Source organism: Caproicibacterium lactatifermentans (genome assembly GCF_013315815.1).
GTDB classification, from domain to species: Bacteria; Bacillota; Clostridia; order Oscillospirales; family Acutalibacteraceae; genus Caproicibacterium; species Caproicibacterium lactatifermentans.
On the sequence record NZ_CP046051.1, the window covers coordinates 1,799,749 to 1,822,500 of the forward strand.

The following is a 22,752-nucleotide window of genomic DNA, read 5'->3' on the forward strand; positions in this document are numbered from 1 at the left end:
AATAAGTCAGCTTGATTAGGAGCTGATAAAGGAGAGTGCTTTTGTATGTCATTTAAAAGTTCCTATCTCAATGAAGTGTACGAAGGTCTTGCCAAGCGCAACGCGGAGCAGAAAGAATTTCTGCAGGCCGTCCGTGAAGTGTTCGAGTCCCTGGAACCGGTGGTTGCCGCTCACCCGGGGCTGGAAAAGAACGGCATTATGGAGCGCCTGACTGAGCCGGAACGTGCGGTGCTGTTCCGCGTTCCGTGGGTGGATGACAGCGGAAAAGTACGCGTAAACCGCGGCTACCGTGTACAGTTTAGCTCTGCCATTGGCCCCTACAAGGGCGGCCTGCGCTTTCACCCCAGCGTGAACCTTTCCATCATTAAATTCCTCGGTTTTGAGCAGACATTTAAAAACAGCCTGACCGGCCTGCCCATGGGCGGCGGCAAGGGCGGCAGTGACTTCGACCCGAAGGGCAAATCCGACACGGAAGTCATGCGCTTCTGCCAGAGCTTTATGACCGAGCTGTACCGCCACATTGGCCCGAACTGCGACGTTCCCGCCGGCGATATTGGTGTCGGCGGCCGTGAAATCGGCTATCTGTTTGGTCAGTATAAGCGTATCCGCAACGAATTTACCGGCGTTCTGACCGGCAAGGGAATTCCCTATGGCGGCTCCCTTGCCCGTACAGAAGCGACCGGATACGGCCTGTGCTACTTTACCAAGGAAATGCTGGCTGCCAACGGCATGAGCTTCGAGGGCAAAAAAATCGTCATTTCCGGTTCCGGAAACGTGGCAACCTATGCAAACCAGAAGGCTACCCAGTTGGGCGGCAGGGTTATTGCCATGAGTGATTCCAACGGCTATATTGTCGACGAGAACGGCATTGACTACAAAGTAATTAAAGAAATTAAAGAAGTCAAGCGTGCGCGCATCAAAACCTACCCCGAATATGTGTCAGGCGCAAAATATGTCGAGGGCAGCTCCGGTATTTGGAACGTCCCGTGTGACATTGCCCTGCCCTGCGCTACTCAGAACGAGCTGCCGCTGGAGGGCGCAAAAGCACTGGTTTCCAACGGCTGCAAGGCTGTCGCAGAAGGTGCCAACATGCCTTCCACACCGGAGGCCATCGCCTACCTGCAGGCAAACAACATTCTGTTTGCGCCGGCAAAGGCTTCCAACGCAGGCGGCGTAGCCACCAGCGGTTTGGAAATGAGCCAGAACTCCCTGCGTCTGTCCTGGACTTTCGATGAAGTGGACGAGCGCCTGCACAACATTATGAAAAATATCTATGCTAACGCAGCACAGGCTGCTGAAATATACGGCATGAAGGGCAACCTGGTCGCAGGCGCCAATATTGCTGGCTTCACCAAGGTTGCAGACGCTATGATTGCACATGGTATTGTCTGATTTTTAATCTAGAAATAAAATCTCAAAATTTTTCCGCTGACATAAAGGAGCGGGCGAAAGCGTAACATACGCTTTTGCCCGCTCCTTTTTTATTTTGGCACAGCGCCCGTTCGGCGGTGCTTTCGTTCTTCCTTTTTTCTGATTTGCTCACAGGCCGTCAAAGTGGCTCTTCTTCCTGCATGGTGATGTTCCCTGCATGCTGCACAGTCTCCGTGCCGTTCACAGTTTGGCCTGCGGCATGGACAAATTTGATTTTCCATTTTGTCAGTCCTCCGTATGCAGCTTTGCCGCCAGCGCAACCCAGCCGCGCTCTTCCCGCCGCTGCAGGATTTGGAAGTCCGGCTTCAATACTTTCAGCACGTCCTCTTCCCGTTCGTCAATAATGCCGCTCATCAAATAAACCGCATTGGGATTAAAAAAGCGCTGTACATTGGCGGTCAGCTCGATAATCACATCCGCAACAATATTGGCGACGACTACATCATAAGTGCCGCCGACTTTCTCCGTCAGGTCGCCGCAGATACCGGTAAACTGTTTTTCCACACCGTTGCGGGCAGCATTCTGTTTGGCGGTTTTTACCGCCAGTTCGTCAATATCCACACCCACCGCGTGGTCAGCACCCAGCAGCAGCGCCGCGACCGACAAAATACCGCTGCCGCAGCCCACATCCAAGACCTGTGCGCCGCGCTTCACATACTCTTCCAGCATCTGCATACACAGACGGGTTGTTTCATGGGTGCCGGTGCCAAAGGCCAGCCCCGGTTCCAAATGCAGCACAATGCGGCCGCCGCTTTCCGCCGGCTTTTCCCAGGAAGGCTGAATCAGCAGCTTTTCGCCGACTGGCATGGGATGGAAATACTTTTTCCAATTGTTTACCCAATCCTCCATACGGCAGTTCGCCGTTCCGATGGTGTTGTCGATACCGGCCGCGCGCAGGTGTTCCGAAAGGAACGCAACCGCCTCCTTCGGGCTGTCCTGCGGCTGCAGGTAAACGTGAATGATGATATGGGAACGGTCCTTTTTCAATAAATCCTCATCAATCAAGTTGATATGGGCAATTTCCCGTGCGCCCTGCTCCAGGTCTGAATAATCTTCAATATAAATACCGTAAGGCACGACCATTTGTGCAATGGCTTCCGCCTGTTCGCTGTCTTTTTGTGGTACGGTTACGGTCACTTCTGTCCAATCCATTGATTTGTACGCTCCTGTATTCCAGATTTTCGGCAAAACGGACCGCCTGTTTATCATCTTAGCATGAAGCACCTTTGTTTGCAATATAGATGGTACAGACGGACAAAGGTGCAGGGGGCGGTTAAAATAAACAGACGTACCTTTTTGTACAGCACCTGCTGGTTGACACTGGAAAGCACCATTCTGCGCCTTTCCGGCATTTGGATGCGCGGCTGGATATGCGAAACGCTCGGTTCGGTGCAGATGGGGCGGTATCAGCTGATTTTTTCCGTTTTCGCGCTGGGGGTAGTGCTGTCCGCTTCTGGTGCCAATTTCGCCGCAACACGCTTGACCGCAGAGCACGGCTATAACCGCCGGACACTGCGCCGCTGCCTGCTGCTGGGGCTGTTGGTCAGCGGTATTGCGGCGGCTGGGCTGTACGGTTGCGCACCGCTGCTGTCGCCGTTTTTGGGCAATCCAGCTTCTCTGCGCATTTTGATTCCAGGGCTGCCCTGCATTGCCGTTTCCGCTGCGCTGAAAGGCTGTTTTGTCGCTGAAGGACACACCGGCGCCCCGATAGCCGCCGAATTGCTGGAGCAAGGCACCGGGATTGGTCTCAGCCTATTGCTGGTGCCGGGTTCCACCGCGCCGCTGACTATGCTAATGTTGGCATCTACTCTTTCTGAAGGCTGTGCCTGCTTGTTTATAGCCGCTGCCTACTTCCACCGGTACGGCCGAAAGCCGCAGCGAGGCCCGCAAAAAGCACCTGTTCAGTGGAAAGAAGCCGTGCGTATCGGCGGCCCGGTTACTACAGGCACCGGCCTGCGCAGCCTATTGTTTTCGCTGGAAAACCTGCTGATTCCGCGCGGCCTGTCCACACATACCGGCGCGGAAAATGCCCTTGCACAGTATGGGCTGGTGCAGGGCATGGTCCTGCCGATTTTGCAGTTTCCCAGCGCACTGCTTTTTGCCGCCATTACGCTGCTGGTGCCGGAGCTTGCCCGCTGCTGTGCCCGCCATTTTACAAAGCGTATCCAGCTGGTAACCAGCCGTGCCTTCCGCCTGACACTGTGTTTCTCCTTTGCCTCTGCCGCCCTGATAGCCGCCTTTGCCTTTCCGCTGTGCCACCTGTTTTATCGAAACACACAGGGTGCCCTGCTGCTGCGCGTCACCGCGCCGCTTCTTCCACTGATGTACGTTGACAGCGTTGTGGACGGTATGCTGAAAGGGCTGGACCAGCAGACATGGTCTTTATTCTGTAATTTAACAGATTCCTGTATGCGCGTTTTATGGTGTGCGTTTGTGCTGCCGTACCTTGGGCTGCCCGGATATATTCTCATGTTATTCCTAAGTGAAATATACAATGCGGCACTCAGCATTTCCCGTCTTTTAAAAGTGGCGGACGTTGAAATTTCGCCTATATGGGTTTTTCTGCCTGCAGGCGGCGCTGTTCTTTTATATGTCATTCTGCGGCAGTTTGTTCCATAAAGAATACTGCCCGAAGGCTGCATAGAAAACAGCTTTAGTTGCAGATATGATAGCCGGCAGCAGCGATTGCGTTGCGAATTTGGCGCACATGGTCCCAGTTGCGGGTTTCCATACGCAGACGCAGGTAGCAGCCGGAAACGTCGGCGTCCGCGTCGGAACGGTCGTGGAATACGCTGACGACATTGCCGCCGAGGTCCGCAATGATAGCGGAAATTTCTTTCAGTTCGCCGGGACGGTCCATCAGGCTGATAGTCAGGTCGGTATTGCGGCCGGCTTTCAGCAGGCCGCGGTTGATAACCTTGCTGAGAATGGTGACATCAATGTTTCCACCGGAAAGTACGCAGGCCACTTTTTTGCCTTTCAAGTCCAATTTTCCGGCCATCACTGCTGCAACGGACGCCGCACCGGCACCTTCCGTAATCAATTTATGCTGTTCAATCAGTGCCAGCACAGCGGCGGCAATTTCGTCGTCCGTGACGGTCACCACTTTATCCACATACTTTTTACACAGGGAATAAGTCAGGCCGCCGGGGCACTTCACCGCAATGCCGTCCGCAAAGGTACGTACCCCCTCCAGCTCTTCCGGCTTGCCGTCTTTCAGCGACTGCACCATGCCGGGTGCACCGGCCGCCTGCACGCCATACACTTTGCAGTTCGGGCTCAACGACTTCACCGTAAAAGCGATTCCGGAAAGCAGCCCGCCACCGCCGACCGGCACAATTACCGCGTCCATATCCGGCAGCTGTTCCAAAAGTTCAAGCCCAATCGTACCCTGCCCCGCAATGACGTCCGGGTCATCAAAAGGATGAATCAGTGTGCGGCCGCTCTCCTTCTGCAGCTCAACCGCTTTGTTGTGCGCGTCGTCATACACACCGGGCACCAGGCAGACCTGCGCACCGTAGCGTTTGGTCGCTTCTACCTTACTGATAGGTGCCGTTGCCGGAATACAGATAAGCGCATCAATGCCGTTGTGCGCGGCGGCAAGGGCCACGCCCTGCGCATGGTTGCCGGCAGAGCAGGCGATAACGCCCTTCTTTTTCTCCTCTTCGTTCAGCTGACTGATTTTATAGTAGGCACCGCGCACCTTAAAGGAACCTGTCACCTGTAAGTTCTCGGTTTTCAGATAAACCTGGCAGCCATCGGAAAGTTCTGGTGCCGGAAGCAGGTCGGTTTTACGGGCTACTTCTTTCAGTACAAAAGCTGCATGGTAAACTTTGTCAAGCGTCAGCATATCGTGCCTTCTTTCAGTATCGTCTTATTTATTTTAAATAAATGATAAATGTATAATCAGTTTTAAACTCATTTCTATTTCTGCATGGCCATGGAGCCGGTCCGCAGAATCTGCAGCACCCCATAGGGATTGGCAAGCTGAATAAAGGAGTTTATCGTACCAGCATCACCGGTCAGTTCCAAAATCATAGATTCCGGTTCCACATCCAAAATATTGGCATGGAACACACTGGCAAGTTCCACCAGCTTTTCGCCGTTCTGCGCCGTCCGGTGTACTTTCATCAGCAGGTGTTCCCGAATGACGGCTCTTTCCCGCTGCAAAACCGTTACATTCACCACATCCACTAATTTACTAACCTGTTTATCCACCTGCCTTACAATGCGGTCATCGCCGGACACAACAATTAAAATGCGGGAATAATCGGTGTCCTCCGTCTGGCAGGCAACAATGGAAAGAATGTTGTAGCAGCGGCGGCTGAAAAGTCCAGAAATGCGCAGCAACACACCTGGATTGTTTTTCGCCAAAATAGACAATACATATTCTTTCTCATTTCCATCTTCATACATAGCCTTGCTCACACTCCTTTCAGTAAACTCCTTACATCTCCAGCATTGGGTTCTCCACGCTGGCACCAGCCGGCACCATCGGCAGGACATTGACATCACGGTCTACCCAGCAATCCACCAGTACCGGTCCTTTTTCTGCCAGTGCCTGTTTCAGGACCGGTTCAATCTCTTCATTGTTATGAATGCGGTATGCCTTCACGCCAAACGCTTCGGCCAGCTTGCAAAAGTCGGTGTTGGTGTCCAGCATCGTCTGCGAAAAGCGACTGCCGTAAAACAGTTTCTGCCACTGCCGGACCATTCCCAACACAGAGTTGTTTATCAGCAGTTCCACCACCGGCAGCTGATAATGTGCCGCTGTCGCAAGCTCCACACAGTTCATATGCAGGCCGCCGTCGCCCGCAATATTGACTACTTTTCGGTCTGGATTTGCCGCCTGTGCGCCCAGCGCCGCGCCAAGTCCGTAGCCCATAGTGCCCAGCCCGCCGGAAGAAAGGAACTGACGCGGCTGACGGAATTTATAGAACTGTGCTGTCCACATCTGGTGCTGCCCTACTTCTGTCGAGATAATCGCGTTGGAATCGGTCAGACGGTCCAGCGTTTCAATGATATCCTTGGGAGCAGCGCCGGACGCGGCGGTCTGTGTCAGCGGATACTGTTTCTGCCACACCGCGACCTGCTGCATCCATTCAGGGTGCTCCTTCTGCGGCAGCAAGGCCAGCAGACTCCGCAGCACTTCAAGAGCATCGCCCTCCACCCGCAGGTCCACTTCTATATTTTTGCTGAACTCCGCAGCATCAATATCGATTTGCAGAATGGGGCAGTGCCGTGCAAACAGGCCCGCATTGCACAGAACCCGGTCCGAAAAGCGGGTGCCAACCGCCACAAACAGGTCACAGTTGTGCAGCGCCTCCGCGCTGGTTTTGGTGCCGTGCATACCCAGCATTCCCATGTAGCGGGGGTCGTGTGCGTCAAAGGCCCCCTGTGCCATCAGGGATTCACTCACCGGTGCGTCCAGCCGTTTGGCAAAGGTCCGCGCTTCTTCCGCGGCACCGGACGTAATGACGCCGCCGCCCAGGTACAGGAACGGCCGCTTGCTTTTGTCTAACATCTGTGCCGCCTGCTGCAAACATTCTTCCGAAGGAGATGGCGGCGGCGCAAGCGGCAGCGGCTGCTGCTTTTGGTATTCATACTTCTGCCCGGTTACATCTTTTGGAATATCCACCAGCACCGGCCCCGGTCTGCCGGACTGTGCAATCTGGAACGCCTGCCGCAGGGTATCCGCCAAGTCTTCAATATGTTTAACCAGGAAATTATGCTTTGTCACCGGCATGGTAATACCGGTAATGTCCACTTCCTGAAAAGAGTCCAGCCCAAGCAGGTCTACATTGACGTTTCCGGTAATTGCGACCATTGGCACACTGTCCATATATGCGGTTGCAATTCCTGTAACCAAATTTGTGGCGCCCGGCCCGGAAGTGGCAATACACACGCCTACCCGTCCGGTAGAACGTGCATAGCCGTCCGCAGCATGGGCAGCTCCCTGTTCATGTGCCGTGCGGATATGCCAGATACGATCCTGATACTCATACAGCGCATCATATATATTCAGCACAGCCCCGCCCGGATAGCCGAATACTGTATCCACGTTCTGTTCCAGCAGACATTCCATAATAATCTGTGCACCAGTCAGCAACATTTTTACTCTCCTCCATTTCTTATGTTTGTCGGGCTTTTGTGTCTGACCGCGGCAGACAAAAAGCTCCCGCTCCGACCATTTGGCCAGAGACGGGAGCGAAAGCTCTTCCGTGGTACCACTCTGCTTCACCGCTTGCGCGGCCTCATGCACATCCAGCAATGTGCTTTCCAATAACGGGGAAAACCGGGCATGCCTACTGTTCCAATACGGAATTTCAGCCGCCTGCTCCAGGGTGATTGACCACACATATTCCCGCCGCCTCACACCAGCCGGCGGCTCTCTGCAGGGAATGTCCTGTGTGGGCTGTCCCTTTCACTGCAATTACAGAAAATTCAATTTTTATCATTTTACTCGTTTAAAGCAGAAATGTCAAACCCCTTTCCTAAATTTTTTAAAAAAGGAAACGGGTATACGCCTGCGCGCATACCCGCTCTTTTTCCGCTTTATCCGGACCTTATAAAATCAGTCCAGCGCTTTGTCTGCTACTTCTTTCTGTACACGCGTAATGAAGGCTTCCAGGGACATACTGCCAAGGTCGCCCGCCTTGCGGTGACGTACAGAAACATTCCCAGCTTCCGCTTCTTTATCGCCGATGACCAGCATATACGGCGTCTTCTGCATTTGTGCTTCACGAATTTTGTAGCCAATCTTCTCGTTGCGGCCATCAACCTCTACACGCAGGCCGGCTGCTTCCAGTGCATCACACAGCTTGTGCGCATACTCCTGATGGCGTTCTGCAATAGGCAGGACCTGTACCTGCACAGGAGAAAGCCAAACTGGGAATGCACCGGCAAAGTGTTCGGTAAGGATACCGATGAAACGTTCAATGGAGCCAAAGACTACACGGTGCAGCATAATCGGGCGGTGTTTCTGTCCGTCTGCGCCGGTATATTCCAACTCGAAGCGTTCCGGCAGCTGGAAGTCCAGCTGAATGGTACCGCACTGCCAGGTACGGCCAAGGCAGTCTGTCAGATGGAAGTCGAGCTTCGGGCCGTAGAAAGCACCGTCGCCTTCGTTGACATCATAATCATAGCCCATCCCGGTTACTGCTTCACGCAGAATGCGTGTCGCGTCGTCCCAAGTCTTTTCATCGCCCATGTGGTCTTCCGGCATTGTGGAAAGTTCAATGTGATACGGGAAGCCAAAGGTTTTATAGACACTGTCAATCAGACGGACAACGCCCTGAATTTCACTCTTCATCTGTTCCGGTGCCATAAAGATATGCGCATCATCCTGGTGGAAGCAGCGTACACGCATCAAACCGTGCAGTGCGCCGGACAGTTCATGGCGGTGCACCAGTCCGATTTCACCAAGACGGAGCGGCAGGTCCTTATAGGAACGCATCTGTGTCTTATAAACCAGCATACCGCCGGGGCAGTTCATCGGCTTAATCGCATAATCTTCGCCGTCAATGACGGTTGTATACATATTATCTTTATAATGTGCCCAATGGCCGCTGCGTTCCCACAGCTTACGGCTGAGGATAACCGGTGTGGAAATCTCCTGATAGCCGGCCTTTTTGTGCACATCCCGCCAGTAGTCCAGCAGCAGGTTGCGCAGGACAACCCCCTTCGGCAGGAAGAACGGGAAGCCCGGACCCTCCTCCATGAATGTAAATAAGTTCAGTTCACGGCCCAGTTTGCGGTGGTCACGCTTCTTGGCTTCTTCCAACATCTCCACATAGTGGTCCAAGTCCGCCCTTTTGGGGAAAGAAATGCCGTAAACACGCTGCAGCATCTTATTTTTGGCATCGGCACGCCAATAAGCGCCGGTGCAGTTTGTCAGCTTCACTGCCTTAACACAGCCGGTGCTCATCAGGTGCGGGCCGGCACACAGGTCAATATAATCGCCCTGCTTATAGAATGTAATCTTTTCGCCTTTGCCGCTGTGCTCCTGAATCAGCTCCACCTTATAGTCCTGATGGGCGTCCTCCATCATCTTCATGGCTTCTTCCGGTGAAACCTCTACACGTTCCAGCGGAATGTCCTGTTTGATGATTTTTTTCATTTCCGCTTCGATTGCAGTCATATCTTCCGGTGTAAGGGTACGGGGCAGGTCAAAATCATAATAGAAGCCATGGTCAATGGAAGGGCCAATGGCGAACTTTGCCTCTGGGCACAGGTGCTGAACTGCCTGTGCCATAATATGAGAAGTTGTATGCCAATAGGCACGCTTGCCGTCTTCGTTGTCAAACGTGAGGATTTCCAGCTTGCAGTCTTTGGTCAGCGGGGTGCGCAGGTCTACGACCTTGCCGTCTACGCGGCCAACACAGGCCGCTTTATACAGACCAGGACCGATGCTTTTGGCTACTTCTGCTACTGTGACGCCGGGCTCAAAGGAGCGGACGTCACTTTTCAGTGTGACATTTATCATGATTTTCTCTCCTTACATAAAATTGTGCATTTTTCTGCAGACTGGATGCTGTCGGAAACGGGAAAATAAAAAGCGCCCTGCCCCAAAAACTGGGGCAAGACGCTGTCATCTCGCGGTTCCACCCAGATTACACCTTCCTTTGGAAAAGGATAGGTGCATCTTTTGCGACAGGTTAACGGCTGCCGGACCGGCGTACTTCTTCAGCACACACTCAGAGGCGGTAACCTTTGTGCTCTTCCTACTGCGGACGTTTTCAGCCACCGGCGCCCGCTCTCTGCTGTAGGAGGAAGCACGGCTCCCTCATCAACGATTTCCGATATTCAGTTTGCCTGTATCATAGCACGTCCCGGAAACCTTGTCAATGGACAATGTACACTTTTTCCCTATCAGCAGTGCACTGGAACAGCATAACCTACAAATTTTGCGAAAGCAGCGAAAGTACCGCTTCTTTTCTTGACAATTAAGCGCTTCTCGTTATACAATTATGAAGTAAATGCATGAATTTGCATTTTGGGACTTATTCCCGTCCCTTTTTAATGACTGACATGATTTTTACGCAGTCTGCCGGCAGGAAGCTGCGGACTGCAAAAGTCCACTGGAAGCACCTGTTTTGCTCCAGCAGATAGAGTGACAGGCAAACCGCCGGGCGCGGCCGGCGTATGGCCCATTTTTATACTGAAATGGGCCGTTTTGCACATTTTTACTCGAAAAAAGAATATTGATTATTTCCACATCTGTATGCAAAGCGGAATGGGCGCTCTCCGGGACAGAGGAGGTGCTCAAAATGAATCCGATCTTAGTAACAGTTATCCTTTGCATTGTCTGTGTGGCTGCAGGCATTGCTGCGGGATTTTTTGCGGGAGAACGCTACCGCAAACATACCGCCGAGCTTGCCATCGGCTCCGCCGAGGAGGAAGCAAAGCGGATTGTCAACGACGCGATTAAATCCGCAGAGGGAAAGAAAAAAGAAGCCGTACTGGAAGGGAAAGACGAACTGCACCGCATGCGCAGCGAAGCCGACCGTGAAATTAACGACCGGCGCAAGGAAATTCAGCGACAGGAACGCCGTGCGCAGCAGAAAGAAGAAAACCTGGACAGAAAGCTTGAATCCCTGGAAAATAAAGAGGATAAGCTGACCAAAAAGAACAAGCAGGCGGAGGACCGCCTGAATGAAGCAGAGGACATTAAAAAGCAGCAGTTGGAAAAGCTGGAGCGTATCTCCGGCTTTACGGCCGAGCAGGCAAAGGAATACCTGCTGAACCACTTTGAGTCCGAGCTAATGCACGAAAAAGCCGTTAAGCTGCGTGACATTGAGCAGCAGACAAAGGACGAAGCGGACAGCACTGCCCGCGAAGTCATCTCCATGGCTATCCAGCGCTGCGCAGCAGACCACGTTTCCGAAGCAACTATTTCGGTTGTTCCGCTGCCGAACGATGAGATGAAAGGCCGCATTATCGGCCGTGAGGGCCGCAACATCCGTACAATCGAAACACTGACAGGTGTTGACCTTATCATTGACGATACACCGGAAGCCATTACCATTTCCAGCTTTGACCCGGTTCGCCGTGAGGTAGCCCGCATCGCGCTGGAGAAACTGATTGCTGACGGGCGCATTCACCCGGCACGCATTGAAGAAACGGTTGAAAAAGCCCGCCGTGAAGTAGATACTTCCATTAAACAAGCTGGTGAAAATGCTGTCCTACAGACAGGCATCACCGGTATTCATCCAGAGCTTATCAAGCTGCTCGGCCGCCTGCGCTACCGCACAAGTTACGGCCAAAACGTACTGGAACATTCCCTGGAAGTGGCTTCTCTTGCCGGCATTATGGCTTCCGAGCTGGGGCTAGACCCAACCATGGCACGCCGTGCCGGTCTGCTGCATGATATCGGCAAAGCGCTTGACCATGAAATGGAAGGCTCCCATGTAGACATCGGTGTAAACGTGGCCCGTAAGTACAAAGAAAGCGAAGCGGTCGTTCACGCAATTGCCGCCCACCATAACGACATTGAGCCAAAGACCGTTATTGCCTGTTTGGTACAGGCTGCTGATGCCATCAGCGCCGCTCGTCCGGGTGCGCGCCGTGAAAATGCAGAAAACTACATTAAGCGTTTGGAAAAGCTGGAGGAAGTTGCATCTTCCTTCGAAGGTGTTGAACGCTGCTATGCGATTCAGGCCGGCCGTGAAATCCGTGTCATTGTAAAACCGGAAGCTATTTCGGACGACCAAATGACCATGCTGGCACACGACATCTGCAAAAAGATTGAGGCTGACCTGGAATATCCGGGCCAAATTAAAGTGAACATCATCCGCGAAAGCCGCGCTGTCGACTACGCGAAATAAGTCCTGCACTGCCGTACCGCATCTCTGCGTTGTGCGGCAGTTTTTTCATGTTATATAAAAACGAACTGCCCGAAAAAGGAGGACCTTATTGTGAATATTCTGGCCATTGGTGATATTGTCGGCAGTGTCGGCTGCCGCTTTCTGCGGTCCAAGTTGCCAACGCTGAAAAAGCTGAAGGCCGTGGATCTGGTCATTGCCAACGGTGAAAACAGTGCCGATGGAAACGGGCTGACGCCCTCTTCCGTGCGCTATCTGCTGGACAGCGGTGTTGACGTGCTGACAGCCGGCAACCACAGCTTCCGCAGAAAGGAAAGCTATGATACCTACGACGAATGCGGCCAGTTGCTGCGTCCGGCTAATTTTCCCGCCGGAGCACCGGGGCACGGCTATATGGTCTATGATATGGGCCGTATTCAGGTTGGAATTTTAAATTTGATGGGCACAGTATATATGGACCCGCTGGACAACCCCTTCTTTACGGCGGACCGCCTGCTGAAAGACACGCCCACCATTACGGTCGTAGATTTTCACGCGGAAGCAACCGGCGAAAAGCGCAGCATGGGCTATTATTTGGATGGAAAAGTCAGCGCCCTGTGGGGCACCCACACCCATGTACAAACCGCAGACGCGTGCATTCTGCCAAAGGGCACCGGTTACATGACCGACCTTGGCATGACCGGCACAGTTAACTCTATTTTGGGCGTAAAGCCGGAACTTACTATCCGCAAAATGCGCAGCCAAATGCCCGTGCGCTTCGACCTAGTACAGCAGGGCCCTTTTAAAATGGACTGCTGTCTGTTTGAAATTGACGACACAACCGGCCGCTGCCAGAGTGTGGAGCCACTGGAACTGCAGTGACCTTTTAAAGTTCCAAAATCCGCAGTATTTCAGCGTTTCCGGCCCAAAAACCACCGCCAATGCACAGGAAGTTTCAGTTGAATCCTTACCCGTTGTATGGTATACTGTAATTAAATAACAGCCTGTAGAAAAGAATAGGTGCAGGGCGCGCTTCCGGCACCTGGATTATAAGGTTTCCAAAGGAGCTTTCTCATGATAAACGGAGCAGAATTGCGAGACGCAATGATTTCCGGCGCAAACAATATTGCGAAGAACCGGAACAGCATTGATAAACTGAATATTTTCCCTGTACCGGACGGCGACACTGGCACAAATATGTCTATGACCATGGCGAATGCTTCTGCTGAACTGCAGAAATCAAAAAGCGAAACCGTTTCTGATGTTGCCCGTACGGCGGCTTCTGGACTGCTGCGCGGCGCGCGCGGAAATTCCGGCGTTATTCTTTCCCTGCTTTTCCGCGGCTTTGCCGATGGCGTAAAAGGGAAAGATACAGTGGACGGTTTGGATATGGTCAGTGCACTGGAAATTGGCGTGGGAGATGCCTACAAAGCCGTCATGAAGCCGACGGAGGGTACCATCCTGACCGTGGCGCGTGTCGCCACAGAAAAGGGCAAAGCTGCCGCCACACTGGACAACGACCCCATCAGTGTGTGGGAAGCTGTCTGCAAAGGTGCGGAAGAAGCGCTGGCCCAGACACCGCAGCTGCTGCCTGTCCTGAAAAAAGCCGGTGTGGTAGATGCCGGCGGCAAAGGTCTGTGCTGCATTCTGGAAGGCATGAGGCGCGTTTTCCATGATGGTGTCATTATCGAAAATGAAGTGGAAGAAAATGTTTCCGCTGACCTGACACAGGACGATGCGTTCCGCAGTGCTGCAGCCGAATTTGATGCGGATATTCGCTTCACCTACTGCACTGAATTTATTGTCAGCCGCACACAGGAACCAACCAAGGACCCAGAGCTGCTGCGCAGCTACCTGCAGACAATCGGCGATTGTGTTGTGGTTGTTTCAGATGATGACATCATTAAAACACATGTACACACGGAACAGCCAAACCGCGCGCTGGAAGCAGCCCTTACCTATGGTCAGCTTTTGACCGTCAAAATTGAAAACATGAAGGAACAGCACCGCAAGGCACAGGAAGCGGACGCCGCCGCCCACGAACAAAAAGCAGAAGAATCGCTGAAGCCTGCGCAGCCGACAGAAGAAGTCGGCTTTGTCACGGTCGCTGCGGGCGACGGCCTGAAGGCGCTGTTTGTGGACCTTGGCTGCACCCATGTGGTAAGCGGTGGCCAGACCATGAACCCCAGCACGGAAGATATTCTGGAAGCTGTTCTGGCCACACCGGCAAAGACGGTTATGGTTCTGCCCAACAACAAGAATATTACTATGGCAGCGGAGCAGGTTGTTCCGCTGGTCAAGGACCGGAAAGTCATGGTGCTGCCTACCCGTACCATTCCGCAGGGCCTTTCAGCTATGCTGGCCTATGACCCTGACACTTCCTGCGAAGTCAACGCTGTAAAGATGATGGAAGCCGCCGGCAACGTAGACACCGGTACTATCACATTCGCCGCCCGTGACAGTGAATTCGGCGGTCACCGCATTAAAAAAGGCGATATTCTCGGTTTGGTGAACGGCAAACTGACTTATATTGAGAAAGATATTGTACACGCCTGCTCGAAACTGACACGCTCCATGGTAACGCACTCCACCGCCTTTATCACCATTATTTACGGCGCGGATATTTCAGAGGAGCAGGCAAATGATGCCTATAACCGTATCAAGAATAAAATCAGTTCCGACATTGAAATAACGCTGGTAAACGGCGGGCAGCCTATCCACTATTTCCTGATTTCTGTTGAATAATGCATTCTTTATTTGCAAAACCGATGATTGAATTAAAAGGCGTCGGCAGTAAGCGCGCGGAACTTTTTCAAAAGCTTGGCGTACCTACTGTCGGCGCTTTGCTGCGTTTATATCCGCGCACCTATGAGGATTGGAGTCAGCCGTACACCATTGCCGACGCACCGCTGGATGTATCTTGTGCTGTGCGTGCCACGGCAGAAAGCGTGGGAGCGCCCGTCTTTTCCCGCAGCGGTCTGATGCTGATTCATGTGTGTGCGTTTGATGAAGATGGCAGTACATTGGACATCGTCTTTTTTAATAACTCTTATATACAAAGCCTCATTCATACCGGCAAAATCTATCTGTTCTATGGAAAGGTGACCATGAGCCGCGGCCGGCGGCAAATGGCAGCCCCCAACTTTGCCGAGGACGGCACCTGTCCGGGTATGCGTCCGATTTACCCGCAGACAAAAGGACTTTCCACCCGTGTGGTAGAAAGTGCTGTGCGGGAAGCGCTGCGGCTGTTGCCGGAAACACTGCGTGACCCCATTCCACCGCAGATACGAAATGAACATTCTTTATGTAAGCTGGGCTTTGCGCTGGAAAATATCCACCAGCCAAAGGACCGGGAAGGCATGGAGGTCGCCCGCCGGCGGCTCGCTTTTGAGGAGCTGTTGGTCCTTCAGCTCGGTCTGCTGTCCATGAAGGGGCGCTCCCGCAAAAAAAGCTCTTTCCGCATAGAGGACAACTGCCTTTCCTCGTTTTGGAAACTGCTCCCCTTCTCCCCGACCGGCGCACAGAAACGGGCCGCAGAGGAAGCCGTGCGGGATATGCAGAGCGGCCTGCCCATGAACCGACTGATTCAAGGGGACGTCGGTTCCGGCAAAACAGCGGTCGCCGCAGCCTGCTGTTTTGTCGTTATCCAAAATGGCATGCAGGCTGTTTTAATGGCCCCAACGGATATTTTGGCACATCAGCATTTCGCATCTCTCTCCTCCCTGCTGGAACCCGCCGGCATTCATGTTGGGCTGCTGACTGGCTCCTTAAAAGCCAAGGAAAAAGGGCAGGTAAAGGCAGCTGCAGCGGACGGCAGCCTGCAGCTGCTGGTTGGCACCCATGCCCTGTTGACTAAAGATGTGCAGTTTCGAAAGCTCGCACTGGTCATTACAGATGAACAGCACCGCTTTGGTGTCGGTCAGCGAGAGGCTCTGGCAGAAAAATCCCAAAATCCACATGTGCTGGTGATGAGTGCCACACCGATTCCGCGCACGCTGGCCCTTATGATTTACGGAGACTTGGACATTTCCATTATTGACGAACTGCCGCCGGGCAGACAGACCATTCAGACCTACTGCATTGACAGCGGTAAACGGATACGTGCACTGCACTTTTTGCAAAAACACGTTCATCGGGGACGGCAGGCCTATATTATCTGTCCTGCTATCGATTCTGACAGCGATAAAGCCAGTGTGGAAACTTACACCTGCCGTCTGCGGCAGGTTCTACCGGACTGCCGCATTGGCAGCCTGCATGGCCGCATGAAAAGCAGCGAAAAGGAAAAAATCATGCAGGATTTCTCCGATGGCTGCATTGATATTCTGGTTTCCACAACTGTTGTGGAGGTTGGCGTAGACGTACCGAACGCGGTGGATATGCTGATTGAAAATGCGGAACAGTATGGTCTGTCCCAGCTTCATCAGCTGCGCGGCAGAGTCGGCCGCGGCAGCTACGAAAGCTACTGTATTTTAATTACCGACGCACAAAATGAAGAGGCCCGCGCACGTATGCGCGTCATGTGCGAAACCAGCAATGGATTTGTCATTGCGGAGCAGGACCTAAAGCTACGCGGTCCAGGCGACTTTTTTGGGCAGCGGCAGCACGGCCTTCCACAGCTGCAAATTGCCGACCTCAACAACGACCTTGACGTCCTAAAAGATGCACAGCAAACCGCCCGCTCCCTTCTGGAGGAAGACCCCGCACTGGAGGCACCAGCGCACCGCGGTCTGCGTGCGGAAGTGCGCCAGCTGTTCCGAAACATCAGTGAAACTTAGCCGTACAGAAAGGAAGTCATATAGGTATGGCAAATATAGACTATCATTCTTTTTGCGCACATTTTAAAGATGGGAAAGACATTCAAGAAGCAGGCTTCTACCTATTCAACGACCAGACCGAAACGGTTTGCTACCTCAAGTTCCTGCCGGAACGCAAAAATCCGTATTGGGTAAACAGTTGTGACGTACCGGACGGCGTATCCTTTCCGAGCCTTGAGGAACTGATGACTTCACGCATTTTTAACCGCAAATCGCTGCAGGAAAACTGGGATAATGTATATATGCTTTCGATAAATGGAATGCACCTGGAAGATTGGCGGGAAACACTGCAAACCTGATAGAACTGCAGAAAAAGGGGCTGCTGCAAAACGAAAACTTTGCAGCAGCCCCTTTCTGTTTAAGCTTTTTGCGTTATTTTTCTCTGCACGCTGCGGGCAGCAACACACAGCAGCAATGTGGCCGCCATATCCGGCAATGTACAGCCGACCGGCGTGTCCACACGCATCAGTACCCGATATAGGATAAATCCGGCCAACCAGACCACCGCATTCAGCACGTCCAGCCTGCTTTCTCCGCAGTTCCATTTCAGCAGGAAGAAATCTGCAATTTGCACCGCAACCATCGGCGCAAATACGGAACCGATTAAGTACAGAAAATCGGTAATATCATCCATCGGGAATAACATCGCGCAGACGGTGCCTACGGCTGTAACCAACATCGCCGCGTGCCTGCCATTTATCTTTTTGGACAGTGACTCCGCAGAAATACCGGCGCTCCATGCGTCAAGAAAGGTGGTCGTCACCGTAGAAAGAATCAAAATCAGCAGTGCCGCAATGCCCAATCCGGCTTTCACCATCATGGTGGCAATGTCTGCCTTTCCCGTTAGAATAGCCGCTCCCATGCCGATAATGTACATCCAGCAGCTGACCATTCCGTATACCACCGTACTGGTCAGCGTTGCGGCAAACGGGTGCTGCGCCTCACGCGTGTAGTCGGAAATCAGAGGCAGCCACGACAGCGGCATGGTGACTGCCAATTCCACCGCTGCGCCAAATGTCAAGTCCCCTTTGACTGCCGGTTCCGCCTGACCATCGCGGAAAATTACAGCACACAGAACAACCGTCAGCACCAGCAGTGCTGCCATGGCAATTTTATTAAGCCAGCCGAGGTTTTCCACACCGACGGCAATCCACACAAGGATAAGGCCGCCGATGACGAGGCACCATACCCATGCGCCGGTGCTAACGACACCGTTCGCAGCCAGCGCCCCGTCGTAAATCATAATTGCAGTCCAGCCCACCAACTGAAGAATATTTAGGAAAGCAAAAAACAAACAGCCGATTCTGCCAAAGCTCATTTGGACCGTGCCCATGGCACTGCGCCCGCTGCGTCCGCCAATCAGTCCAGCAAAGAACAGCATACAGCAGCCAATCAAATGCCCCAAAAGAATCGCCAGCAGTCCTTTTTGGAACCCCAGCGGCGCAAAATAAGTCCCCGTTAGGATTTCCGCAATGGACACGCCTGCGCCAAACCAAATGAGTCCGTTTTGAAAGGTCGAAGTTTTTTTCATCGGCGCGCTTCCTCATAATAGGCCGGCTTTAGGTCAAACGCATGGTCCATAGGACCGCTGCCCGCACCTAAATCCAGCATTGCGGCAAGCGCACCGGAAAGATACGTTTTTGCCTTGCAGACAGATGTATCCAAATCGTATCCTTTCGCAAGGTTCGCCGCAATGGCACTGGACAGCGTACAACCTGTCCCATGCGTGTTGGGGTTATCAATGCGCCTGCCCTCAAACCATTTGTATCCGCCGTCACGGTACAGGAGGTCATTGGCATCGTTCAGCCGATGTCCGCCCTTGCACAGCACCGCACAGGAATAGGTGCTGCCGATAACCGCCGCCGCCTTTTCCATGTCCTGCGGCGAAGTGATTTTTTGTCCGGACAAAACCTCGGCTTCCGGAATGTTTGGTGTCAGTACCGTCGCCAGCGGCAGCAGCTGTTCCTTCAGTATCGCTACAGCGTCATCTGAAATCAGCTTTGCGCCGCTTGTAGCTACCATAACGGGGTCCACCACAATGTTCTCCGCCTTGTAAAACCGCAGACGTTCCGCAATCGTTTCAATCAGCGCAGAAGAAGCGACCATACCAATTTTAACCGCGTCCGGCCGAATATCTGTAAAGACACTGTCAATCTGCTGTGCCAGGAACGACGAACCCACTTCAAAAATCCCCTGCACGCCGGTCGTGTTCTGCGCTGTCAAAGCCGTAATGGCGCTCATGGCAAATACGCCATTCATCGTCATGGTTTTGATATCCGCCTGAATACCGGCGCCACCGCTGGAATCGCTTCCGGCGATTGTTAATGCTGTCCTCATTTGTAATTACCCCTTTCCAGCATTTCATTTTGCGGCAGAAGGTGGTGCCCCCAATCTGCCAGCCGCAAAAGCCAGCCGTGAAAGCGGCGGTCTTTTGCTGGATATCCCATTTTTCTGTTCTGTGGGAACAAAGGCGGGCAAAAAGAAAAGCAGTGCCTGCAAAAGGCGCTGCCACAAACAATTCTTTCTTGTTCCCTACGTTGGCATTACCCAAATCAGGTGAAGGGTCAAAGCACTTTCGCTTACTCTCAGCCCACGTTTGTGAGCTCCCCACATATATTTTTAGTATATCGAATCATTTTCATCTTGTCAAGGCAAGCTGTTTATTGGTATTTCTCGTTGGATTGCTTCCGCGGCATAGAAAAAGCCAGCGCCTAAACAGCGCTGGCTTCTTGTTCAGATATTTTATTTAATAGTTGCGGTAGAGGGCAACCACCTTGCCGAGAATGGCAACTTCTTTGGTGTAAATCGGTTCAAAGTCCGGATTTTCTGGCTGCAGACGCACACGGCCGGGTTCCCGATAAAAGCGTTTAACGGTCGCTTCTCCATCTATCATTGCAATGACGATTTCGCCGTTTTCCGCTTCCGGTGTCTGACGGGCAATGACGATGTCATTATCTAATATGCCGGCATCCCGCATACTTTCTCCATGTACATGCAGGGCAAAATAGACATCATCTTCACTGCGTTTCGCCGGTGCATAGGGCACATGGCCTTCTGTATCCTCCACTGCCAAAATGGGCCGTCCCGCCGCGACCCTGCCGACAATAGGTACCTGCAGCACGGGAACAGAACGACTCTGCCCTGTCAGATGAATGGCCCGGTTCAGACCGGCATCCCGTGTGATAAGGCCCTCTTTTTCCAGTGTTTTTAAATGTGCATGTACGCTGGAAGTCGATTTTAAACCGGTTGCCGCGCAGATTTCCCGCACGGTAGGCGGCAGCCCAGTTTGTAGGCGGCTTTTCAGGTAGTCGTAAACTTTCTGCTGGCTTGCTGTAAGCATATTGTATTTCCTCTTTTCCTTTCGCCGCAAATAAGTATACCATAGAAAGAACAAAATCGCAAACGTTTGTTTGTAAACGGCGTAATGTTGTTATTCTTTATAAAACATTCACATACTATTAACAAATTTTGGGCTATAGCGCTGTATACTGAGTATGTAATCAAGAACAACGGAGCCGCACCGTTCACTTGATGTATGTTCTACCCTCCTCAATATACCCCTCAAGCTATTGAAAAAAACCGGGTGCCGCAGCCCGGTTTTTTTCTGTCTAAACTTCCTGTTTTGGTATATTTTCCTGCCGCAAGGCCATACTAGGGCTGGAGGTGGCAGGATTGAATACACAAGATTATAAAAAGCAGGAAGAACAGGAAAACGGAACAAGCACCGGATATCCATCCGGCGGCACAAACTCATCGCCCGGTAAAAAGCCCCCAAAAGGAAAGAAAGGGTTTTACATTGCACTGGTTATTTGCCTGACGGCAGTTACCGTGGCGGGATGGACAACCTACAGCAGTTTGCACAAGTACAAAAAAAGCACTTTGGATACACTGAACACCATTACGGAAAGCACCGTGTCTTCCCCACAAGAAAGCTTGCCGTCCGTTTCTTCACAGAGCGGCTGGGAAACGAGCAGTGTAACCAGTGAACCTGCCCAAAGCAGCCAGGCGGAAGCATCGGCAGCACCCGCTTCTTCCGCGGCAGCTGCGGCACAGCCGAAGTCTGCTGCGCCTGCTGCAGCTGCGCCTGCCGGTCTGCAGGAACCTGTACCGGATGCACCGGTACAGCACGCCTTCAGCGAAACACCGCTCTACTCGAAAACGATGCATGACTGGCGTGCACACGCCGGCATTGACCTGCGTGCCGCGAAAGGTACACCCGTATGCGCTGCGGCGGATGGCACTGTGCAGGCCGTGTCCGAACCGGAAGACTTTGGCGGTATGGTACAGGTTGTCCATGCAAACGGCCTGACTACCTGCTATTGTGGACTAACCGACATTTCTGTGCACAAAGGAGATACGGTCAAAGTTGGACATCAGCTTGGCAAGGTGGGAGAAATCCCCTGCGAAGCAGACGAGGCCCCCCACCTGCATTTTGCTGTTCAAAAAAGCGGCAAATTTCTAGACCCGGCAGACCTTTTAAAGTGACCGAAAAATTGTACTGCAACACAGCGCCGCAGATTCGGAGTTTCCCCGATTCTGTGGCTTTTTTAATTTGTTTACAGCTTCTTTATTTGAGTTGTTCCTACAATTATGGTATAATATAAAATAAAGAAGACATATTTGCCAAAAAATAAAAATCATTTGTGCTTTACTTGTTCATATAATATACACTCTTTGTTTCAACAGATTTTTTATTTGCATGATATACTAGCAACGCCATGTAAGAAGGGAATCCTCCCTTTCAGAAAGGAGTCCTGAGTTTTGGACAATAAGAAAGCGGTGCTTGTGTGTGTGACTGGTCAGCATGACTGTGACCGTCTGATTCACACTGGAAAATATATCGCGGAGAAACGCGGTGTGCCGCTGCAGGTGCTGAGCATCCAGTCCGCTGGGCTTGGCACACGCAAAGAATGTGAAGAACTGGAATATCTGCGGCAGGTTTCGAAAGAAGCAGATGCTGAAATGACTGTTTATTTTAATAAAGAGGCCGCCTATACAGCAGCGGCTTTCGCGCGGCAGGTGGGCGCTGTTCATATCGTGACCGGTATGGCAGAAAACACCTCCAATGGATTCATTGATGTACTGCACAGTCTTCTACCAAAAGTCCCTATTTCCATGGTAACGAAAGACAACAAAATACATAATATTTGTCCCCAAAATACCGAATGCGCACCACGAATGGTACGTGCCTGAACAGGCAATGACCGGCAGAAAGCTGACATGCTTTCCGCCGGTCATTTGTTTTTCTCACACTTTTTGTTGATTGAGCCGCTCATATTTTGCCTTGGTGGCAAGGCCGCCGCGGATGTGTCTTTGCGCTTTGTTGACCTGCAGGACCTTCTGGACTTTCTTATACAACTGACGGTCTATCTGCTCCAAACGTTTTGTCACATCTTTATGTACGGTGCTTTTGGAAACACCAAATTTTTTAGCAGCGGCACGAACGGTTGCTTTGTGTAAAACAATGTATTCCCCAAGCTCAACAGCTCTTTTCTCGACGATGCCTTTCATAAAACGCACCCTCCCGCTATTCGTTATTCGATACTATGCAGGAATTTTACGTTTTATGAGAAAGAAGTGTATGTTTACAAGTATATCCACTAAATATATAATTTAGTTTAGATCCAGGTTTTGAACCATTTACCATTTTGTACCGTTGTATAGAAGGGCTGGGGAACGAATGGAAAAATGAATACAAAGCAAAT

Annotated in this window: 18 protein-coding genes, 1 riboswitch and 1 other annotated feature; of the genes, 9 read left to right on the forward strand and 9 right to left on the reverse strand. The window is 52.1% G+C overall.

Annotated elements, in window-relative coordinates; translation table 11 throughout:
• Positions 1 to 45: 45 nt before the first annotated feature.
• Positions 46 to 1,392, forward strand: coding sequence for an NADP-specific glutamate dehydrogenase (gene gdhA, locus GJQ69_RS08795; RefSeq protein WP_086035106.1), 1,347 nt, complete (start codon positions 46 to 48; stop codon positions 1,390 to 1,392).
• Positions 1,393 to 1,656: 264 nt separating this feature from the next.
• On the opposite strand, the gene prmA is transcribed toward gdhA, so the two are convergent.
• Positions 1,657 to 2,583, reverse strand: a complete 927-nt coding sequence (prmA, locus tag GJQ69_RS08800; protein WP_086035105.1) for a 50S ribosomal protein L11 methyltransferase — start codon at positions 2,581 to 2,583, stop codon at positions 1,657 to 1,659.
• A gap of 78 nt (positions 2,584 to 2,661) precedes the next feature.
• Between prmA and GJQ69_RS08805 the strand changes: the two genes are divergently transcribed.
• Positions 2,662 to 4,050, forward strand: coding sequence for an oligosaccharide flippase family protein (locus tag GJQ69_RS08805; protein WP_174193527.1), 1,389 nt, complete (start codon positions 2,662 to 2,664; stop codon positions 4,048 to 4,050).
• Between the two features lie 34 nt (positions 4,051 to 4,084).
• Here GJQ69_RS08805 and ilvA read toward each other — a convergent pair whose 3' ends face one another.
• The 4 genes from ilvA to thrS all read right to left on the reverse strand — a co-directional run bounded on the left by ilvA (position 4,085) and on the right by thrS (position 9,916).
• Positions 4,085 to 5,281: a threonine ammonia-lyase gene (gene ilvA / locus GJQ69_RS08810; protein ID WP_086035103.1), complete on the reverse strand. Its 1,197-nt coding sequence runs from the start codon at positions 5,279 to 5,281 to the stop codon at positions 4,085 to 4,087.
• A gap of 74 nt (positions 5,282 to 5,355) precedes the next feature.
• Positions 5,356 to 5,847, reverse strand: coding sequence for an acetolactate synthase small subunit (gene ilvN, locus GJQ69_RS08815; RefSeq protein ID WP_086035102.1), 492 nt, complete (start codon positions 5,845 to 5,847; stop codon positions 5,356 to 5,358).
• A gap of 31 nt (positions 5,848 to 5,878) precedes the next feature.
• Positions 5,879 to 7,543, reverse strand: coding sequence for a biosynthetic-type acetolactate synthase large subunit (gene ilvB, locus GJQ69_RS08820; RefSeq protein WP_086035101.1), 1,665 nt, complete (start codon positions 7,541 to 7,543; stop codon positions 5,879 to 5,881).
• An 82-nt stretch (positions 7,544 to 7,625) separates the two neighbouring features.
• Positions 7,626 to 7,868: a binding site (T-box leader), on the reverse strand.
• 137 nt (positions 7,869 to 8,005) lie between these two features.
• The gene (gene thrS / locus GJQ69_RS08825; RefSeq protein WP_086035099.1) at positions 8,006 to 9,916 is read right to left on the reverse strand and encodes a threonine--tRNA ligase; all 1,911 of its coding nucleotides are present in this window, start codon (positions 9,914 to 9,916) and stop codon (positions 8,006 to 8,008) included.
• A 784-nt stretch (positions 9,917 to 10,700) separates the two neighbouring features.
• On the opposite strand from thrS, the gene rny reads away from it, so the two are divergent.
• The 5 genes from rny (at position 10,701) to GJQ69_RS08850 (ending at position 17,346) form a co-directional block, all read left to right on the forward strand.
• Positions 10,701 to 12,257 carry a ribonuclease Y gene (rny, locus tag GJQ69_RS08830; protein ID WP_086035097.1) on the forward strand — a complete coding sequence of 519 codons (1,557 nt, stop codon included), beginning with the start codon at positions 10,701 to 10,703 and terminating at the stop codon, positions 12,255 to 12,257.
• A 90-nt stretch (positions 12,258 to 12,347) separates the two neighbouring features.
• The gene (locus GJQ69_RS08835; protein WP_086035096.1) at positions 12,348 to 13,115 is read left to right on the forward strand and encodes a TIGR00282 family metallophosphoesterase; all 768 of its coding nucleotides are present in this window, start codon (positions 12,348 to 12,350) and stop codon (positions 13,113 to 13,115) included.
• Positions 13,116 to 13,307: 192 nt separating this feature from the next.
• Positions 13,308 to 14,978, forward strand: a complete 1,671-nt coding sequence (locus tag GJQ69_RS08840; protein WP_086035095.1) for a DAK2 domain-containing protein — start codon at positions 13,308 to 13,310, stop codon at positions 14,976 to 14,978.
• Between the two features lie 23 nt (positions 14,979 to 15,001).
• A complete protein-coding gene (gene recG, locus GJQ69_RS08845) occupies positions 15,002 to 17,008 on the forward strand; it encodes an ATP-dependent DNA helicase RecG (protein WP_236849686.1) in 2,007 nt (668 codons plus the stop codon).
• A gap of 26 nt (positions 17,009 to 17,034) precedes the next feature.
• The gene (locus GJQ69_RS08850) at positions 17,035 to 17,346 is read left to right on the forward strand and encodes a hypothetical protein (RefSeq protein ID WP_086035093.1); all 312 of its coding nucleotides are present in this window, start codon (positions 17,035 to 17,037) and stop codon (positions 17,344 to 17,346) included.
• A 59-nt stretch (positions 17,347 to 17,405) separates the two neighbouring features.
• Here the strand turns inward: GJQ69_RS08850 and cytX are convergent, their stop codons facing one another.
• The 3 genes from cytX to lexA form a co-directional block, all read right to left on the reverse strand.
• Positions 17,406 to 18,578 (reverse strand): putative hydroxymethylpyrimidine transporter CytX, encoded by a 1,173-nt coding sequence (gene cytX, locus GJQ69_RS08855; RefSeq protein WP_174193531.1) that lies wholly within the window; start codon positions 18,576 to 18,578, stop codon positions 17,406 to 17,408.
• Positions 18,575 to 19,384 carry a bifunctional hydroxymethylpyrimidine kinase/phosphomethylpyrimidine kinase gene (gene thiD / locus GJQ69_RS08860; protein ID WP_086035091.1) on the reverse strand — a complete coding sequence of 270 codons (810 nt, stop codon included), beginning with the start codon at positions 19,382 to 19,384 and terminating at the stop codon, positions 18,575 to 18,577. Before thiD ends, cytX begins: the two co-directional genes overlap by 4 nt.
• A gap of 175 nt (positions 19,385 to 19,559) precedes the next feature.
• Positions 19,560 to 19,666: riboswitch (TPP riboswitch) on the reverse strand.
• Positions 19,667 to 19,793: 127 nt separating this feature from the next.
• On the reverse strand, positions 19,794 to 20,387 hold the full coding sequence (lexA, locus tag GJQ69_RS08865) for a transcriptional repressor LexA (RefSeq protein WP_086035090.1): 594 nt from the start codon (positions 20,385 to 20,387) through the stop codon (positions 19,794 to 19,796).
• Between the two features lie 332 nt (positions 20,388 to 20,719).
• On the opposite strand from lexA, the gene GJQ69_RS08870 reads away from it, so the two are divergent.
• Together GJQ69_RS08870 and GJQ69_RS08875 are read left to right on the forward strand one after the other, a co-directional pair.
• Positions 20,720 to 21,532, forward strand: a complete 813-nt coding sequence (locus GJQ69_RS08870; protein ID WP_086035089.1) for a M23 family metallopeptidase — start codon at positions 20,720 to 20,722, stop codon at positions 21,530 to 21,532.
• 276 nt (positions 21,533 to 21,808) lie between these two features.
• Positions 21,809 to 22,240: an adenine nucleotide alpha hydrolase family protein gene (locus tag GJQ69_RS08875; RefSeq protein WP_086035088.1), complete on the forward strand. Its 432-nt coding sequence runs from the start codon at positions 21,809 to 21,811 to the stop codon at positions 22,238 to 22,240.
• Positions 22,241 to 22,294: 54 nt separating this feature from the next.
• On the opposite strand, the gene spoIIID is transcribed toward GJQ69_RS08875, so the two are convergent.
• Positions 22,295 to 22,558, reverse strand: a complete 264-nt coding sequence (gene spoIIID / locus GJQ69_RS08880; RefSeq protein ID WP_086035087.1) for a sporulation transcriptional regulator SpoIIID — start codon at positions 22,556 to 22,558, stop codon at positions 22,295 to 22,297.
• Positions 22,559 to 22,752: the final 194 nt, after the last annotated feature.